This is a genomic window from Calothrix sp. NIES-3974, assembly GCF_002368395.1.
Taxonomy (GTDB): Bacteria; Cyanobacteriota; Cyanobacteriia; order Cyanobacteriales; family Nostocaceae; genus NIES-3974.
In genome coordinates this window covers 5,039,777-5,059,639 of the sequence record NZ_AP018254.1, presented here as the reverse complement: position 1 = coordinate 5,059,639, position 19,863 = coordinate 5,039,777, and the positions used below count along the sequence as shown (strand labels likewise).

Sequence of the window (19,863 nt, the reverse complement as noted above, 5' to 3'; positions counted from 1 at the left end):
GCCTTTAGCCTCGAAAAAAACTTTAATATCAAGGCGCTATACCCGCAGGGTTGTCCTAGACTAGCGCAACTACGTACCTTTTTCTCACCAATCAAAATTGACTATTAATTATTATGTCTACCAATATTACACAATGGAATTTTAATTCCCCCACACCAGATAACGCGACCAATACAGGTACTACTAATCCTGCTATTGGTACGGGAACAGCAAATTTACTGGGAACTACTGCAACTTTTGCAGCAGGTTTCCCGACAGGAACGAATGATAACTCCGGTTGGAATACAACTAGTTACCCAAACCTCGGTACGGGAGATAGAACTGAGGGGGTGGAGTTTCGAGTTAGTACAGTTGGATTTGAAAGCATTATTTTTAACTTTGATATTCGTCACAGCAACACTTCTGCAAATACTGTTGTTGTTCAATATTCGACCGATGGGACAAACTTTGTTGATTTCCAGACATTTACGGCAAATCAAGGTGATGCATGGTTTAACCGTAATGTCGATTTTAGTTCCGTAAGGGAATTAAATAATAATCCTAACGCTGCTTTTCGGGTGGTTGCAGCTTTCGATCCGAGTCTTGGTAACTATCGAGCAACAACACCCACTTCTATCTATAGTCCCAATGGTACTCTGAGATTTGATAACGTCACTTTTACCGGTATTACAGCAGCGACAACTAACCCAAGTGTGAATCTATCGGTTGACCCTAATTCCGGAACAGAAGCAGAGCGAACCGTAATTACAATCACCGCGATCGCATCCACTGCTGTCTCTTCTGAGCAAACTGTTGATTTAACGGTGACGGGAGGTGGTATTACTGCTGGTGATTATACCCTCAGCAATACTCGGATTACGATTCCTAGTGGTCAAACTACGGGTACTGCGACTTTGACCATAGTTGATGATTCGGAGGTGGAAGGGACGGAAACTGCTACCATTTCCATTACCAATCCCTCTGCTGGTCTGACCCTGGGAACTACCACTTCCCAAAATATCACCATTATCGATAACGATGATGTAATCACCCCAATTTATCAAATCCAGGGTGCTGGTCATACTTCCCCCTTGGTGAATCAATTGGTGACTACCACCGGGATTGTGACAGCAGTGGATAGTAACGGTTTTTATCTCCAAGACCGGACGGGAGATGGAAATAATGCGACTTCCGATGGAATTTTTGTATTTACCAGTTCTGCTCCCACCGTCAGAGTTGGTGATGATGTCCAAGTTCGTGGTCGGGTGAGTGAATTTTTCCCTGGTGGTGTTGCTACTGGTAATTTATCTACGACCCAAATTGGGGGAAGTCCCACTATTACCGTCAGATCCAGTGGAAATCCCCTTCCTGCTGCGACAATTATTGGTAGTGGTGGAAGAATTCCTCCCACTGCAAATATTGATGATGATGCTTTTACCAGCTTTGACCCCAATACGGATGGGATTGATTTCTTTGAGTCCTTGGAAGGGATGTTGGTGACAGCAAAGGATGCGATCGCAGTTGCTGGGACAAACCGGTTTGGAGAAATCTTTACGGTTGTGGATAATGGTAGGGGTGCGACGGGGATTAGTCAACGGGGGACGTTAAATATCAGTCCGAATGACTTTAATCCAGAAAGGGTACAAATTCAACAGGATACGGGAATTTTACCCGGATTTACCTTTCCCCAAGTCAATGTGGGTGCTAGATTGGGAGATGTCACCGGGGTAGTTGGTTATAGTTTTGGTAACTTTGAGATTTATCCCACCCAAGCTTTTACTGTCACCCCTGCAACGATTCAACCGAAAACCACCACTTTAACCGGAAGTGCTGATAAACTCACCGTTGCTAGCTATAACGTCTTGAATCTTGACCCCAATGATAATGACGCAGATAAAGATATCGCAGACGGAAGATTTGATGCGATCGCGAATCAAATTGTGAATAATTTAAAAGCACCGGATATCATCGGTTTGCAGGAAATTCAGGATAATAGTGGTTCTACAAGCGATGGGGTGATAGCAGCAGACCAAACCCTACAAAGATTAGTAGATGCGATTGCAGCTGCTGGTGGTCCTCGTTATCAATTTATCGACAATCCTTTTATTGGTAATAATACCAATGGTGGTGAACCGGGTGGCAATATCCGTACTGCTTTTCTTTATAATCCAGCACGTGTTAGTTTTGTCTCTGGTTCCCTGACTGCGATTACCAACCCCACTGCTCAACAAACGGATAGTAATCATCCTTTCTTTGCCAGTCGTCTACCTTTGGCTGGTAAATTTATCTTTAATGGGGAAGAAGTCACCATCGTGAATAATCACTTCTCTTCTAAGGGTGGTAGCGCTCCAATTTTAGGTGTACAACAACCCTTTGAAGCACGTCAGGAAGACCCCACCGTTAATGGTAGTGTGGACAAACGTCGAGCGCAAGCACAGGTGATAAAGGACTATGTGGATGGGATTTTAGCGACGGATGTGCGAGCAAAAGTTGTCGTCCTGGGAGATTTGAACGAGTTTGAGTTTGTCTCCCCCATCAAAACCGTTCTCGGTTCTAGTTTGACCAACTTGACGGAAACTCTACCTGAAAACGAACGCTACACCTTCAACTTCCAAGGTAATTCCCAATCCCTCGACCATATCCTCGTCAGTGCAAGTTTAGCGGAAAACGCAAAATTTGATATCGTCCATGTCAACTCGGAATTTGTGGAAACCAATCAAAGAGCAAGTGACCACGACCCCATTATCGCTCAACTGGATTTCTCCCCCCAACCCCAATTAACCAACTACACCTTCACCAACCTCCCCAAACTGGGAACCACCTCCACCGGAGAAGATATTTTCCTCGGTGGTTTCTCCGGTCTATACTTCCGGGGAATTGCTGCAAACGGAAATCTCCAATTTGTCACCCATACCGACCGCGGACCCAACGGAGAACCATCCCAAGGAAGAAGACCATTCCTATTACCCTCCTTCCAACCAGAAGTAATTAGTTTTGAACTCAATCGTTCCACCGGGGAAATCACCATCACCAACCGTACCAAACTCTTCCGTCCCGATGGAACTACCCCCCTAACCGGTTTACCCAACCTGCAAATCGGGAGTCAAAATACCGCTTACACCGATGAAATTGGTGTAGACCCCAACGGTAATGTCCTCAACAACGACCCCCTCGGTGCAGATTTAGAAGGAATTGTGGTTGCAGAAAATGGCGATTTCTGGATGGTGGATGAATACCGTCCAGCGATTTACCATTTCAACAGCGCGGGTAAATTAATTGACCGATTCATCCCCCTCGGTACTCCCACCGATGCCAGCCAAAACGGCGGTACAAACTTCGGCACACCCATCCTCCCAGCAGTTTACGCCCAACGTCGCGCTAATCGCGGTTTTGAAGCCGTCGCCCTAGAAGGTAATAAACTTTACGCCTTCATCCAAAGTGCCATTGATAACCCGGATAACACCGGTGATACCGTCTCCCGCAATTCCCGCAATTTACGCATTCTCGAATTTGATATCACCACAAAACAGGTGACAGGGGAATATTTATACTTGTTGGATGACATTTCTGGTACAGGTAACGCCAAAACTGATAAAATCGGAGATGCGGTATCCCTTGGCAATGGTAAATTTGCCGTCGTTGAACGGGATGACTTATCCACCACCGCCTCCAACAAACTAATTTACCTCATCGACCTGGCACAAGCTACCAATATCAACAACCCAGCCAACTTTACCCTCCCTGCTGGTAAAACCATTGAACAACTCACAGAAGCAGAACTCACCGCAGCCAATATCCGACCCGTTAGCAAAAACCTAATTGCCAACGCAGCCAAATTCGGTTACACCGGTGTGGAAAAACTGGAAGGATTAGCCCTGGTAGCACCCAATACCCTAGCCCTCATCAATGATAACGATTTCAGTACTAATGTACCCAATAAACTAGGACTCCTAGAACTACCCAAAGAGCTACCAGTAACCAAATCTACACCCCCCTTCCCCAATGCGATCGCCAGTGGTGATACCACCCAAACATCCACCGTTCTCTGGACAAGAACCAGTAATCTTGGTAACGTCACCTTTGAATATGCGACCGACCCCAACTTTAGTACCATCGTCGGTCGGGTGACAGCAAATGCCACCAATCCCCTACAACCAGTCAAAGTCAATGTCACCGGCTTAACCCCCAACACCCAGTATTATTACCGAGCCATTGACCCGATGGGGAATACGGCCACGGGACAATTCAAGACATCCGCCCCCCTGGGAACCAAAGCCGGTTTTCGATTCGGTGTATCCGGGGATTGGCGAGGAGAACTAGGACCTTACCCAGCGATCGCCAATGCCGATGAACGTAGTTTAGAATTATTCGTCCTGCATGGTGACACAATTTACAGCGATTATCCCTCACCAGGACTCAGAAATCTCGACGGTAGTGAAAAAGCCCAAGCCACAACCCTAGATGACTTCCGCCTCAAACACGCAGAAGTATATGGCCTCAGATTTGCCCAAAACACCTGGGGGGATTTACGGTCAAAAACCTCCATCCTCGCAACCATCGACGACCACGAAGTCGTGAACGATTTTCAGGGAGGAGAAGATTTAACGAATGCACCAGCAGCCAAACAAAACCTCTTTGGTGCAACTTCCGGATTCGTAAACGATTCTCCCCTCTACGAAAACGGTTTACAAGCCTTCCAGGAATACAACCCCCTGCAAGACCGCTTCTACGGACAAACTGGAGACCCACGCACCGACGGCGAACGGCAACTTTACCGTTATAATACCTTTGGTAGTGATGCCGCCACCTTTATCCTCGATGCACGCTCCTTCCGTGACCCAGGATTAAAGGACGTAGCCAACCCCACCGACCCCAGAGAGGTTGCTAACTTCCTAGCCGCATCCTTCAATCCCAATCGTACCATGTTGGGAAGACCCCAACTAGAAGACCTGAAACGGGATTTACTGCAAGCGGAAAAAAACGGGATTACCTGGAAATTCATCATGGTACCCGAACCCATCCAGAATCTGGGTGTGGTAGCAGCTTCCGACCGCTTTGAAGGGTATGCAGCAGAAAGGACAGAAATCCTGAAATTTATCAACGACAACAAAATCAAGAACGTCGTCTTCGTTGCAGCAGACATTCACGGAACAGTCGTCAACAACCTCACCTACCAAACCGCACCCGGTCAAACCCAAATTGCCACCAACGCCTTTGAGATTACCACAGGTGCGGTGGCCTTTGATGCACCCTTTGGACCAACCGTCGCACAACTAGCACTAGCAGCAGGTTTACTTACCCCCCAACAAAAAGCCTTCTACGACACCCTCCCCGTCGCAAACGATGCAGACGACGACATCAACGACAAAGACGACTTTATCAAGAACCTGGTCAACCAACAACTTGCAGCTTTAGGGTACGACCCCATCGGTTTAAACCGTAATCTAGAACCAGCCAACGGTTTAATTAAGGCTAGACTCCTAGAAGGGGACTACATTGCCACCCACACCTACGGTTGGACAGAGTTCGACATTGACCCCGTTACCCAAAAACTCACCGTCACCACCTACGGTATCGACCCCTACACCCGTCAACAACTGCAAACCAACCCTAGTAGCGTCATTAACCGACAACCCCAAATCGTCAGCAAATTTGAAGTTGATCCAGTTATCCCCGTCATCTCCACCCCACCCAAACTCAACCGTGGTAGTAATGATATCTTTACCATTTCTGGAACCCAACCCCAACTCCAAGTATCCCTCCTGGGACGCAGTAGTAATTTAGTCAACGAACTGAGTGTATTTACGGTCGATGATGCCCAGGGGACAATTAACGGTATCGCTCCTGGTCAAGCGGGATACACCGAAGCCGCACTGCAACGAGCCAGAACCGTATTTTCCATCATCGGTAACAATCCCAACGGATTTAATCCCCAGAACCTCACCCGCTTACTAACATTCAACCCCGGAGACAACCTACGCTTCCTACTGATTAAAGACGGTACACTTGACAGTGCGATCGCCAAGAAAACTCCCCTCTCCAACGTTTTAATTTCCTCCCAAACCACCCAGAGAATTACCGATACAGGGAATGATACCTTTACCCTCTCCTGGGAAGATGGTACTGGTAATTCCACGGACTTCAAAGACTTAGAAGTCAGAATCCAAGCTACCAATCAAACCCCTGCTTTAGGTAGCAATCTCCAAGGAGGAAACCAAGCAGAACTCATGGATTTACGGGGTATTACAGGTAACGTCACCGCCGAATTTACCCTGTATCGAGAAGCTGCTTTTAACAACTTTGTCGGATTCTACCGCATTGCCGACACCAACGGGGGAATTGATACCAACGGAGACGGAATTGCTGATATTCTCCCCGGACAAACCGGATATACCCAAGCAGCAATTAATCAACGCATCCCCATTGATTTAACCGTCAGCAACCAAAGCACAGCTAAATTTACCACCACCCTCACCGGAGGAACTCTCCTAGCACCCTTTATTATCGCCAACGGAAGACCGGAAGCACTACTAGATAATAACCCCAACAACGACCCGAAAGTATACTTCTCCTTCCTCGGTGCAAACCCCAACCAAGTAGACCACATTCGTTTACTTGGGGATAACACCTGGGGATTTGAAGATTTACCCCTAGGTGGAGACCGGGATTACAACGATGTGATTATGAAGGTGAATTTAACCGTGTAATCATCGTTATTAACAACCCGTGATACACGTAGAGACGTAGCGTTGCTACGTCTCTACATTTTTGTTTGATTTTGATATTTGTGGGTAGTATAGATTGATGGTTGTTGGGGGTTTACTTGCTTGTTGGGTTTCACTGGGTTCCACCTAACCTACTTGAGATTGGAAGGGAGATTGCGATCGCTGATTAAACTATCGCAGTCCGAGCGGGATTTGTAAAATCTTACGTGTAGGGTTGTTGACTGTTAATGGTTGACGGGAAACAGCCATAGACGTAGACACGCATAGCACAACTTCTCTACGAGAAGACTTCCCGTAGGGTACAGCTAAAACCAATATTGTTCACTACTTAAATCAGATTGCTATATAGCAGTCCTAAATGATACATGAGAATAGTTCAAGGCTAGAATGCTTGTAAAATGAGGATTTTTATTTAAGTGTTTTCTCACAAATGCTTCTGGATTGCTATATTATTGATATTAATTAATTACTCTCGCTATTTATTATGTTTTACTTATAGTTCACTTTAATGGACTGACACTGTGTTGGTTCATCAGTACAAATGCATTGCATAAAATTAAAACCACAAACTAGTTCGCACGTTGAATAAAAACGGGCGAACTTAGTTCTGGTAATGGTTGCCAAGCCATCACCAACGCTGCACTCACACACATAACTGTAAGTACCCTGGGAGTAAATTACGCAGAAATAGGTTGAAATATTAAACAATTAAAAATTAAAAATCAAATATCTGACTTTTAATTTTTAATTGAAGAAGATGGTGGTTAGTTGCTTGTTTGCGCTGCCAACATTTGTTTAAGTTTTTCCAATTCCGAAGCCCAGCGTGGGTCAGGACGGATGGCATCTGTATCATTATTAGCAGGAGTGGAGGAACTGCTCTCTTTTGCACCACCACGTCGGGATTTTTTCTTACTTTTTTGGCTACCACCTTCTTTTGCTGTTGGAGTTGCTGCTGTGTTTCCGCTTGATTTTGCGGTTTGTTCGTCACCTTCTTCTCCCTTGGTACGGGGGAGGGCTTTTTCGATTTTGATTGGTAATTCTTTAAACATCTGACCATTATATTTTTCAATAATTTGGTCAGCCTGTTCGTCGTTGTTGACGGTGATGAACCCGAAACCACGACATTTACCTGTTTTGCGGTCTTTAATTAGCTTGGTTGTGACGGTATCGCCTTCTTCGGCAAACACCGACTGTAGTTCTTGACGATCAACTTCTTCTTTGGGCAAATTGCCTATGTAAAGGCGGACAGACATCTAGTATACCTCCAGGCTAAAAATCAATGGGATACAAAAGTTTTCCAATCGGATGTAGATGATTTGTCACCGTGATGACAACAAATCACCCTACTTACCAATCGTTTACACTCCAAACGGTCAATTGAAACAATATAGTTTTCCCCAGAATGAAGCTTTGATAATTCAGAAGCGCACCACGCCAATAAATAACATCTTAATTCTATGAACCTTGAATTTTACAGCGAATTAAACGCTTTTTGAAATTAAACTGATGGCCAGCTTCACAAGAATTTAACACCATTTCTTACATTACCACGGTATTTTCTACGTAGCTAGCTCTATTTTCACATTTTTTGCGATCGCACTTTTAGCATAGTACCATGAAATTGGTCATTTTCTAGTCCCATTTGCCTGCGATCGCCAAAAATTAATAACCCCGCAGCAAAATGACCGCCCCCCAAACGGCACTACTAAAGGCAATCATGTATGACCAAATCGGGTGGATATTGGGAATTTGTCGGCTTTGGGTGTGGATGGATTGGATGTCGATCCAGGGGGTAGCACCGCGACGTAACCAGCCAACCACTGTCACCTGACGACCGATAAAGGTTTGGATGGATAGGGGATATCCGGGTCTGGGGATATGGTGCAATTTAATCAGGGTATTTTGGGTGTTGAGTATCAGGTCTTGTCCCAGATTATTGGCGCAACCTGCACGTCCGAGAAGTTTTCCTTGCAACTGAATATGGGTGGGTTGTATAGGTAGGGAGGTGGGATTTGTAAGGATGGTGGCGATATGTTCATGGGTTTGGAGTGAGTTGGGTTTGATATCGGGGAACATTTTTTCAATTCGGATCAGTGTTCCCAGGGAAAAACCGATGAGGATACAGCCGGTGACAAAATTCCAGTTGTCATAGATCCATTTGAGGTTAATAATTTTTAAAGCAAAGGCAATTTGCCAAGCTGCGCCAAATAAACCTGCCATTAATAGTCCAAAGGGAATACCCAGACAGAAGGGGGCTATTTGCAGCAGGAATTGTTGGGTACTGATTTTGGGTAATGGTGGGGATGTAATCTCTAATTCTGGGTCGAGACGAAGATTACGGGCGATTTTGGCGATAGTTTGGATACGACAGCCCAGGAGAGGATGGGTATTATTAATGGTGAACCAGTGTCGGTAGGGGTGGAGATAATCCCACATCAGGATTGATTCCCAGGATATTTGCGGTGCGAGACTGCCAATGGTGATACTTTGTTGAAAGCTGACGGGAGCCGCAATATTTAGGCTTTCCAGTTGTCCTGGGGTACAACCCTGGGTATTGATGTGATGAGCGATACCAATGGCGATTTTGAGTAAGGCACGAATCAGGGCATTCGGATTGCCTGTTGTGTTGATGGCGATCGCGTCCCCATACTCCAGTCTCACCCGGTTTAACCAGATGGTTGTGCCTGTGAATAAGCACCAAATCAAATATACCAGGCTACTGAGGGCAGCGATCGCGGATTTAAATATTGGTTGAATCGTTTTGTCGCTCCAGTTGGCTAAACCTAGATATAGTTGATACATCGGTAGGGTGAGGGTTAAGGTGAATGACACCACCGCCATATCCCAATAACCCTTGGGGAGGAGTTTACTGGCAACGAGTACAGCAATTTCCCCATCAGCTAAGGTATCCAATAAGCCTTGGCTGATGACAATCCGGGTGGTGCGGGGGAGATGGCCATAGGTAAATATTAATGGTGCTGTCGTGGGGATTTTCCACAGTTTGGGTGGGGAGATTTTTTGGGGTTGGATGTAGCGTTGGATGATGCGGACAGATTCGGGACTGGCTGTTTGTAAGGTTTCTAGCTGAAGTGTTTGGGTTCCGTACCACAATGAAAGGAAAATATCCAGTAACCAGGGAGTAGCTATGGTCAAAATCAATACTACTGTCACCACTAACCAACGGGGGTCGGCATAAAATAACTGAATTGGTTCTAGCCAAGGTGAGATGACTAATAGATAATTTATCCCCTTGAGGATGCCATCCACCATTTTCTGCAACAGAAATACTATTGCCACCAGTGTCAACACCTCCAAACCCCACAGATACCAAAGTTGGGACTGTGGGGACTTGGTGGAGGTTTGCCAGGTTTTCGCCCGACCTGCATTTCGCCAGGCAATTCCGGTTTGTTTCGGTATATCTGCTGGATGAGATTCTTTTTCTGAGTTTATATTTTTACTAACTTGATTTGTGCCCGTTGGTTGAGGACTGGGGGGAACTGCTAATTCTGGGACATCAAAGGATTCGGGGGGAGAATCTATGGGGACAAACCCAGTTGGTTGTTGATTTAGGGATTGACGGGTTTGTAAAATTCTACGTACTCCCACAGCCCAAGCTTTCACCTCCGTGCGATTACTAGCAAGCAATAGCTCACAAAGGGCGATCGCATGGTCAATTTCCCCCAACCGCGCACAAGCAACCACCAACCCGATTTGTGCTTGTACAGACATCCAGGGTGAGGGGGAATTTTGGGCGACAAATTCCAGTATTGTTTTCGCAGTTTGATTGTCCCCCCCCTTGAGGGCATTTAATCCGGCTTCTAAAGTATAATCTGACTGCGAAGACATAAAAATTGCACTCCTGATCCGGGGATAGGGCTGATAAATGAAAAATCAGTTATTTCCCTCCACATCCATCAATACTCCCAACTCCCTGCGATTTTAGGAATTATCCCCCACCGGCATACCCGAAACCACAGGAGCGATCGCCGATAATTTAATCTCGGGGTGGTCTGATTGCAGTTGCTGACAATTCCATTCGTTGCGGAACAACAGGACTGGTCTACCCATACTATCCTTGACGGTGGTAGTGTTGAATAAACGCCCCAACTTGGCTAAAGCTTCCCAACCACCTTCCACCCAGCGCGCCACACTGTAGGGTAACATGTCAAGTACGGTTTCCACTCCATACTCATTTTGTAAACGAAATTGGACAACTTCAAACTGTAATTGTCCCACCGCAGCTAAAATCGGTTCTCGTTTCGACTCGTCGGTGGAGTACATAATTTGTACCGCACCTTCTTCCCGCAGTTCGGAAACACCTTTTTGAAACTGCTTGAACTTAGAGGGATTGGAATTGCGTAAAGTTGCAAACAATTCCGGGGAGAAGGAGGGAATACCCTCATATTCTAATTTTTGCCCAGTGTAGATGGTATCGCCAATCGCAAAAACACCAGGATTATTTAAACCAATTACATCACCAGGGTAAGCATAATCAATCGATTCCCGCTCCTGAGCAAATAGCTTTTGCGGTCGGGATAAACGCACAGTTTTTCCGGTACGAGCATGACTAACCGTCATATCCTTTTCAAACCGTCCCGTACACACCCGAATAAACGCCACGCGATCGCGATGTTTCGGATCCATGTTGGCCTGCAATTTAAACACAAAACCGGAAAATTCCGGATAACTTGGAGGCATTTCCCCCATCGTACTCCGATAGGCTACTGGTTTCAGGGCTAAATCCAAAAAATAACGTAAAAACAATTCTACCCCAAAATTAGTCATGGCACTACCAAAAAACACCGGAGTCATTTTTCCTCGATGCACCATATCTAAATCCAGTTCTGATCCCACACCCTCAAGTAGCTCCAAATCATTTTTAAGCTGGTAATACAAATCCTTCTCTAGCAACTCCTCAATCCGTGGGTCTCCTAGATCCACCACCGTATCCACCGCTTCCCGACTTCCGTGCGCACTGCGCTCAAATAGATGGATTTGTTGGGCTTTGCGGTCATACAACCCCTTAAACCGGTCTCCCATCCCAATGGGCCAATTTACCGCATAGGTTTGTAATCCCAATTCCTGTTCAATCTCATCCAGCAATTCCAAGGGTTCCCGTCCGGGACGGTCAAGCTTGTTCACAAAGGTAAAAATAGGCAGACCCCGCAGTTTACAAACCTCAAACAACTTGCGAGTCTGCGGTTCCAAACCCTTCGCTACGTCAATTAACATCACCGCATTATCCGCCGCGGCCAAAGTTCTGTAGGTATCCTCACTGAAATCCTGGTGTCCAGGTGTATCTAACAAATTAATTTGACAATCACGGTAATTGAATTGTAACACCGTTGAGGTGATGGAAATACCCCGTTGCTGCTCCATCTCCATCCAATCCGAAGTCGCCTTACGTTGAGCTCGTCGAGCCTTCACTGCTCCTGCTTCGTGAATCGCCCCTCCATACAATAATAACTTTTCCGTTAGGGTTGTTTTACCTGCGTCCGGGTGAGAAATAATAGCAAAATTGCGCCGTTGCTCAACAGCATCTAAAAGTTCTTTCTCTAGTTCAGTTGACATAAATGTAGTTGCTTGATTTTACCTAAATTAACTTAATTTTGTCCTAAATCGGGGAGATTTTTAATCTTAAGACAACTCAGAATATGATAGTTTCTTTAATGGAATAAAAATCCCTATTTGATTTTAGGAGAAGTAAATGTACGCTAGCGATGAGCGCAAATTGCTATCAGCAATCTGTCATGGAGCAATGTTTGTTAGCTCTCTCATTATCCCTGTATTCATCCCGATTGCAGTGTTATTCATTGCTAAAGACCCGGTTGTGCGAGGAAATGCCAAAGAAGCGATCAATTTCTATTTAAATGTCTGGGTTTGTGGCGCTGTCATTGCTTTCTTGATCTCGATTTCCTGGGGAGCGCTCACTCCATTAATCTTCCCTTGGATTATTTTACAATGGACATTAACGTTTCTTGCTCTATTTAAGGTGCTAACCAATTCTGAAAAACCATTCCGTTACCCATTTATCCTTCGTATTCTATAATACTCCATCTCTTTAATTTAAAATTATCCCCTGGAAATGGAGTCAAAACATGTAATTTTTGCCACTCTGTAATCTCCTGTGATTTTGGCAAAATTTCAGACCGATTTTTTTCCAATTGTAGAATACAAAAGTGCCCTACAACATGTGCAGCAGGGCAGAGGACAGTTAAGCGCTGCTTGTAGTGTCGCGAACTTTCACCCTATTTGACCATACTTGTGTGACGGTTAGTATTTTGTCTATACTGGCTTTCAAGTATAAAGTGTCATGTTTACCCCCCCACACAGATATTTGATTTCCACCTCTAACTACCCTTGATCGCTTTCCACTCATCTCGACGAAGGCGATAAATTAAAGCCTCCTCACCCATTATTTGAGTTTGACCCACAAGTTGCTCACCGATTTTCTCCGCTACTCGACGGGAAGCCATATTTGCAGGATGAATCAAGCTGATAATTTCCTCTACTTGCAATTCCGCAAAAGCATACTCCAAGGAAGCATTAGCAGCCTCAGTTGCGTATCCCCGTCGCCAAAATTCACGATTGATCGTCCAGCCAATTTCCAAACCAATCCAACCATCAGGATACCAGCAACCAACCCGTCCTATCATTCTACCATCTTGCTTCAATTCTACCGCCCACATACCATAACCACGCAGAGACCAGTGTCCTAGCATCATTGCCATATTTCGCCAAGATTCAGAGCGTGATAAAGTATTTCCTGTACCGATGTAACGCATAGTTTCCCTATCAGCAGACATTTGGGCATATGCGTCTAAATCTTCATCCTGAAAACCTCTGAGGATGAGGCGTTTGGTGATAATTTTTGGTATCTGCATGGTTATTGGCGACAGATATAGCAATCCTTTGAAAACCTGTAAAATTTTAACATGGGGGATTATTGTGCGATCGCCAAAACAATTTTCCCCACTCACCTCGCTGGATGCAGAGGGAGTAGGAAAAACCACTTTCATCCCTTTTGGTGTACACAATTCTATACCATAAGACTAGTCTACAAAACGCGACGCTTACACCTAGATGATGGCTACTACTTACTCTTTACGTATGTACGTGCATAACGGGGACGACAAGGTGTTCCCCAACAAACTTGAGCGGGAGGAATGGAACAAAATACACTACTACGCGCACCAATGATTGAATTTGCACCAATTTCCACACCCGGACCAACAAAACAATCTGCTGCAACCCAAACACCAGGATTAATTTTAATTGGTGCAGTGGTTAAACCAAATGCGGGGTCATTAATATCATGGCTACCTGTACATAGATAGCTTTCTTGGGAAATTATACAATTACTGGCAATATCAATTTGGTCAAGGCTATAAAAGGTGACGTTATCACCAATCCAGGAATAATCACCAATGGATATTTTCCAAGGATAGGTAAATCGTGCTGTAGGACGAATTAAAACACCCTTACCAATCTTGGCACCAAATAGGCGTAAAATTGCACAGCGTAAACCACTCATTTGATGCAATGTCAGGGGAAAAGTCACAGCTTGGACAAACCACCACAATAGTACAAACCAGCTAGGACGACCTCTGTTATACCAAGATTGGTCATATTTGCTCAGGTCAAAAAATGATTCCGATTTGGGAATATGATTAATTTCTAAATTGACTGAATTACTAATCATGAAAGCAATGAAGAGGTGGAGGAGAAGAGATAATATTAAACCGGGTTAGCAACACCTAATTAAAATAATCCAAAATCCATAGTAGAGACGACCCGACGGGTCGTCTCTACGGTAATCCAAAACCCAAAATCGAATAATCCAAAATCCAAAATCCAAAATCAAATTGCGCTTTGTCCAGCTTCTGGAAGTAGTGTATCCGTTGGGGATGGATTTGATTTAGCGGTGTTTAATTGACCATTGCAGTTACGCAATTCATAAAGTTTGACACCTATTTGATATTCATATTGACTGAGCAAACGTCCATAGGTATATCCAGCTTTACCATCGAGGAAACCACCTTGGATGATGTAAAACAAAACAAAACGTAAAAAGGGTTTGAAGGGGAGACGGACCCAGATTTTTTTCAGGAAGCGTTTGCGTTGCACTGCATCACCAAATAAACTTGCACCGATAGTACCGTTGTCGTCTTTTCCAGTAAGGATATTATAGTAAACCCGTGCTTCCCAGTTTGAGTAGCGGTTATGACGTTCTAACCAATGGTAAAGGTCACGGAAGTCTTCATGAAGCATATCATTTTGCAGATAACCGATTTTACCTTCAATCACGACATGTTCATGGACTTCGTTATCACCTGTGTTGCGAATGTCTTCGGTATTTAAATTTTCGTAGCGACCGAGTTTATGTTTGAACAAACGTAAATTCCAATCGGGGTATTTACCACCATGACGAATCCATTTACCGAGGAAGAAAACGCGACGGTTGAGGTAGTAACCATTATATTCAGGGTTTTGAATTGCTGCTGCAATTTCGTCCCAAAGTTCCGGTGTAATCCGTTCGTCGCAGTCTACAATCAATACCCATTCATTGCGAAAAGGCAGATTTTCTAAAGACCAATTTTTCTTTTTAGGCCAACGTCCATTAAAATAAAATTGTACAACTTTTGCACCGTATTTTTCCGATATTTCCACACTGCGATCGCTGGATTGGGAATCAACGACAAATATTTCATCTGCGCGCTGAAGACTGGCTAAACAAGCTGGTAAATTTGCTTCTTCGTTGCGAGCGGGAATCAGGACGGAAACAGGTAATTTATTAGACATTTGTGTAATTTTTATGGTAATAAAATTGTGAATTATGTTTAAGCTTTTGAATTACCCTTATTTCTAAATCGGGAGTGGTGAGTAGGAATTCGCTATTATTGAAATCGGGAGTAGGGCATAGGGAGTGGTGAGTAGGAATTCGCTATGATTTATTTCAAAAATACATAGGGACTCGTTGGTAAAATTTCTAGATAGATGTTCTGAAAGGGAAGTTTAGTAACTAGTAGTTTTGAATCAACTTCATTCGTGGCGCATTTTTCTGCCAACAGTAGCCTAAATCTTGCACCTTGGGTAAGCCAAATTATTGACAATTTACTAACTACTGTTGACTGTATTCTGGACTTTGATTTCTCCCCTGCAAAAGTCCTTGAATGGCAGCATTTAAATAGCCAATTTGACCATAGGCATAAACTAATTTATCAAACCGCTCTGCCGGGTCGTAGATATATTGTAAAGCTTTATAAATACCACGCAAAAATCTTTCTGCACCCCGTGATAATTGAATAATACCTGCACGTCCTGCCAACTGTTCACGGTAACATTCACTAATACCTTGCCACCAGCCACGACTGAGGAACCAAGCAGGATGTAAACGTTCTGGAGCCACATTATGGGCAACTAAAGCTGCGGGAATATAAGCAACCTGCCAACCATTTTTAAGTGCCAATTCTGTCATCTGCAATTCTTCATTTGAAAGCAGATTTTTGCCAACTCGACCTAATTTTGGATCAAACCCACCAATTTGTTCTAAAAAACTGCGACGAATTGAATAATTCAATCCCCGTGGTGTTAAACCCGGATTTTGAATATTCACAAATTCATCACCTAAATCGTATGCACCCAAATTTCCAGCTAATCCAGTGGATAACCACCGAGGAGGTTGGACACCTTCAGGATAGATTAAAGTCACCTTTCCACCCGCGATCGCTAATTTGGGATGTTGCTGATAAGCTGTATATAACGCCTGTAACCACCCCACACTTGCGATCGCATCATCGTCTAAGTAGGCGAGAATTTCTCCACTGGCTGTCTTTGCACCCGTGTTTCGAGCTACGGATAGCCCTAAAACAGGTTCAAATATATATTTGAGCCTACTGTCCCCTAACCGACTTTCCACGACTGTACGGGTATTATCAGTGGAACCATTATCAACAATGATAATTTCAAATCCTGGTGCAAATTCCTGTACCAGTAAACTATCTATTGCTGCACCTAAGTACTTATCCCGGTTGTGAGTACAAATAATTGCGGAAATAGGCGTGTTTGACATGGATATTATCTGTGTGGTAAACACTCATTGCTACAGTTAATCAGCAGGAGTAATTTGTAATAGCCTGCGGCGACGCTTCGCGTACGTAATACCCGCTACGCGGGAAGTAAGCTACGTAATTATGAATTAGGTTGGTTTGGAGGGTAATTGTCATCTATTAGGTCGATAAAAACCTCACTTTGTCAGATTTTTATCCCCTCATATTGACAATTTTTCATCCAGAATAGTGTTGCCTGTAGCTAATTTATACCAAGTTTTATCCGCTCACCAACCGAGTTTCTTCGGAAAAAGTAAATGATTGGGAAGTGGGAATATAAAATGTTACTGTTCTTGAATATGTCCATGTAGCATGACTAGGGTTTCTGCTAGCTGATTGAGACGTAATTCTAAATACTGCTTACGTCCTAGAAGTTGACGCAATTTCTGATAACGAGCGATCGCCATACTAATTCCAGCTACTTGTTCCGAGGGACAGGGACGTGTCCACATTTTTCCGGATGCATCTAACCCACATAATTTATACTCTGCGGTTGCGGCAGATTTTGGTTTCTGAACAGGTTGTTTGGGTTTGGCACAGATTTCTTCGACGTAATTCATTAATTCATCGACATCACCGTGACGCAGGGTCGCTGTTCCTGTTGATGGGGTGGGTGGTTTTTCAACATCAGTTGCGGATGGATGGGATTCTAACCAACCGTTGACAATCGGTCCTTCTATGTAAATATCCTGAATTTGGCGAATTACAGTTTTTAATTCTACCTGCCAACTACTAACTATTTGCTGAATTTCTTGCAGCATATTCATGGCTAAAGCTGGGTTGGCTGCATGATGATGACTGCTAAAGCTGGGTGTTTTAAATTTCGGTAGGTTTGGTGATTTAATCGTGCTAGTTTCGACTGAAAACGCTGCAACTCCTGAGTTCTCCTCTTTCACCTCCTGGGTTGGCTGTTGAGAACTGTCATGGTGTTGAATATTACTATTAGCACTGGGGCTTTTTCTCGGATTATCAGTAGTTGCAGGGCTAATCCGAAATGATACTGTTTCCGTTTCGAGACTCGGATTTGTGTTACTAGCCATAGATAATTCCATCCCGGTGTTTTGGCGATTCCCTAAATCGTGCAAAGTTGCTTCAATTCTCTTTAAGCGTGTGTTCATAAGAATATATCTTGACAAATGAAAATAATCATTGTGGCCATGCTGTGTATCTATAATACAAAGCAATACCCGTTTAAAATGGGGATTTTGGCAACAATTAGCTAAGTATCGATTGACAATACTTAAACTATTAAACATTTATCAGCAGAATGCTGTATTTTTTTGGTAGTCAGCCAAGTCAAAATCAAGGAAACAGTATTCAAATTATTTCGATGTGAACTAAGGATACAAGTCCTCAGAAACCATTAGTCACCAGAACCAAGAAAAATGCTGTTTTCCTGCATTTCTCACAAGGGAGTGATAAGCCTTGAGTAGTGGGTTGATTTTCCTGCTACTCCCTACTCCCTGTACAGACGACCCGTCGGGTCGTCTGTACTCCCTACTCACTGAAAGTTTGAGGAATTTGTGAGAAATCCGGGTTTTGAGCGTTTGTACTAAAAACAGAGAGAAATTCTCGATTTCTGCTTCTGATTGACTGATTGAGACTAATTTTATCTATTAAAAGTTATTTAAGTGAAAAATCCTATACCCGCCATCAAAAATCCGTACTATTCAACCATTTTTGTGACTAAACATACGCAGTGATTACCCGTGAATAAAGTCATATTAATTACTGGACCAGCGCGTTCTGGAAAAAGTGAGTGGTCAGAAACCCTGGCTAAATCAAGCAAAAAACCCGTTATTTACATCGCCACATCCAGCCAATCCATCGATGACCAGGAGTGGAATCTCCGGATTCAGCAGCATCAACAGCGTCGTCCTCCTGAATGGGAAACCCGAGAGGAACCGTTTTTCCTTGCAAATGCATTAACCCGAATACCCGCAAATACTTGTGTATTAGTTGATTCCTTGGGAACCTGGGTAGCCAATTTACTAGAAACCGACGAACAAGAGTGGAATTCAACGGTAGCAGAATTAATAAAAACCATTACCGTAGTAGCAGCAGAGATAATTTTTGTCGCCGAAGAGACGGGATGGGGGGTAGTACCAGCTTATGCGAGTGGGAGACTATTTCGCGATCGCCTAGGTAATTTAACCCGAAGAATAGCTGCGATCGCCGATGAAGTTTACTTGGTTACAGCTGGTTATGCGCTCAACTTGAAAAAATTGGGTGAGGGAATAGGGAGTAGGGAGCAGGGAATATCGGGAGATTAAGTTAGGAAGTACGCAAGGACAACGTAAACACCGTCATTTTGCTTGCGTAGCAATTCCAAACATTTGATTTCTCGTCAGGAGTGCGTAAGTCCAATATGTAATCAAAAATAACTTAATTACTTATCTCCTGTCTCCCATATTCTTAACTTTTTATTCAGTATTCGTCGTCGAAAATATTAGTACAAAAATCTACAATTAGATTATGTACATAAAAACAGTGATAGGAATTTCTGTCACTAGTGGAGAGGTTCCTAAAAGATTATGGCATCCCCGAATGAAGTCAAGAAATACCTAGCCCATTGGTTTCAGTTAGGTAAACACGTCCTCATAAATCAGGGTAAAACAAGAATACTCCCTGAACAAATTTTTACCGGAGACCACTACAGTCAAGAATTTGAAGATTGTTGGCAACAGATTATTGCCCATCCCCACAGTGATGCCTATATCGAGGGTACAGATCAAACGATTGCCGATTTATTATCAACGGAATGGGAGATGATTTCCTGCGCTCGTTGTACTATGCCTGTACCGATTCGCTATGTTGGTCTTCCAGCTGCGATTTGTCCCTGTCACGATTTAGAGAATTGGCCTAATGATGAATTACCCTATCCCAATTGTCCGGTAGATAATCAAGTACATTTAGCACGTATCCGTTATCAGTTACTAAACCGTTTTGAAGCAGAGAAGAGTAAATAGCCATCCCGGATTTAGGGAATAGGGAATAGAGACGCGACATGTCGCGTCTTGATGAATATATATATGGAATACTCAAGGCAG

The 19,863-nt window shown here is 43.9% G+C and carries 12 protein-coding genes; 4 read left to right on the top strand and 8 right to left on the bottom strand.

The window, feature by feature from the left end; all coding sequences use genetic code 11:
- The first annotated feature begins 113 nt into the window (after positions 1 to 113).
- Positions 114 to 6,686, top strand: a complete 6,573-nt coding sequence (locus CDC37_RS25330) for an esterase-like activity of phytase family protein (protein ID WP_231943126.1) — start codon at positions 114 to 116, stop codon at positions 6,684 to 6,686.
- Between the two features lie 782 nt (positions 6,687 to 7,468).
- Here CDC37_RS25330 and CDC37_RS20245 read toward each other — a convergent pair.
- From CDC37_RS20245 to prfC, 3 genes are all read right to left on the bottom strand, one after another.
- Complete coding sequence (locus tag CDC37_RS20245) at positions 7,469 to 7,957, bottom strand: RNA recognition motif domain-containing protein (protein ID WP_096624547.1); 489 nt, start codon at positions 7,955 to 7,957, stop codon at positions 7,469 to 7,471.
- A 409-nt stretch (positions 7,958 to 8,366) separates the two neighbouring features.
- Positions 8,367 to 10,550 (bottom strand): M48 family metalloprotease, encoded by a 2,184-nt coding sequence (locus tag CDC37_RS20240; RefSeq protein ID WP_096624545.1) that lies wholly within the window; start codon positions 10,548 to 10,550, stop codon positions 8,367 to 8,369.
- Between the two features lie 93 nt (positions 10,551 to 10,643).
- Complete coding sequence (prfC, locus tag CDC37_RS20235) at positions 10,644 to 12,275, bottom strand: peptide chain release factor 3 (RefSeq protein ID WP_096624543.1); 1,632 nt, start codon at positions 12,273 to 12,275, stop codon at positions 10,644 to 10,646.
- A 136-nt stretch (positions 12,276 to 12,411) separates the two neighbouring features.
- Here prfC and CDC37_RS20230 point away from each other — a divergent pair, with 136 nt between their 5' ends.
- Positions 12,412 to 12,753, top strand: a complete 342-nt coding sequence (locus CDC37_RS20230) for a DUF4870 domain-containing protein (protein WP_096624541.1) — start codon at positions 12,412 to 12,414, stop codon at positions 12,751 to 12,753.
- Between the two features lie 301 nt (positions 12,754 to 13,054).
- On the opposite strand, the gene CDC37_RS20225 is transcribed toward CDC37_RS20230, so the two are convergent.
- The 5 genes from CDC37_RS20225 to CDC37_RS20205 form a co-directional block, all read right to left on the bottom strand.
- Complete coding sequence (locus CDC37_RS20225; RefSeq protein WP_330220820.1) at positions 13,055 to 13,723, bottom strand: GNAT family N-acetyltransferase; 669 nt, start codon at positions 13,721 to 13,723, stop codon at positions 13,055 to 13,057.
- 74 nt (positions 13,724 to 13,797) lie between these two features.
- Entirely contained in the window at positions 13,798 to 14,406 is a 609-nt protein-coding gene (hpsU, locus tag CDC37_RS20220; RefSeq protein ID WP_096624539.1) for a hormogonium polysaccharide biosynthesis acetyltransferase HpsU, read from the bottom strand.
- A gap of 158 nt (positions 14,407 to 14,564) precedes the next feature.
- On the bottom strand, positions 14,565 to 15,506 hold the full coding sequence (locus CDC37_RS20215; RefSeq protein ID WP_096624537.1) for a glycosyltransferase family 2 protein: 942 nt from the start codon (positions 15,504 to 15,506) through the stop codon (positions 14,565 to 14,567).
- A 319-nt stretch (positions 15,507 to 15,825) separates the two neighbouring features.
- Positions 15,826 to 16,776 carry a glycosyltransferase family 2 protein gene (locus tag CDC37_RS20210; RefSeq protein ID WP_096624535.1) on the bottom strand — a complete coding sequence of 317 codons (951 nt, stop codon included), beginning with the start codon at positions 16,774 to 16,776 and terminating at the stop codon, positions 15,826 to 15,828.
- Between the two features lie 321 nt (positions 16,777 to 17,097).
- Positions 17,098 to 17,931, bottom strand: a complete 834-nt coding sequence (locus CDC37_RS20205) for a hypothetical protein (protein WP_096624533.1) — start codon at positions 17,929 to 17,931, stop codon at positions 17,098 to 17,100.
- A 591-nt stretch (positions 17,932 to 18,522) separates the two neighbouring features.
- Between CDC37_RS20205 and cobU the strand changes: the two genes are divergently transcribed.
- Together cobU and CDC37_RS20195 are read left to right on the top strand one after the other, a co-directional pair.
- On the top strand, positions 18,523 to 19,086 hold the full coding sequence (gene cobU, locus CDC37_RS20200) for a bifunctional adenosylcobinamide kinase/adenosylcobinamide-phosphate guanylyltransferase (RefSeq protein WP_096624531.1): 564 nt from the start codon (positions 18,523 to 18,525) through the stop codon (positions 19,084 to 19,086).
- A gap of 261 nt (positions 19,087 to 19,347) precedes the next feature.
- Positions 19,348 to 19,782: a hypothetical protein gene (locus tag CDC37_RS20195; RefSeq protein ID WP_096624529.1), complete on the top strand. Its 435-nt coding sequence runs from the start codon at positions 19,348 to 19,350 to the stop codon at positions 19,780 to 19,782.
- Positions 19,783 to 19,863: the final 81 nt, after the last annotated feature.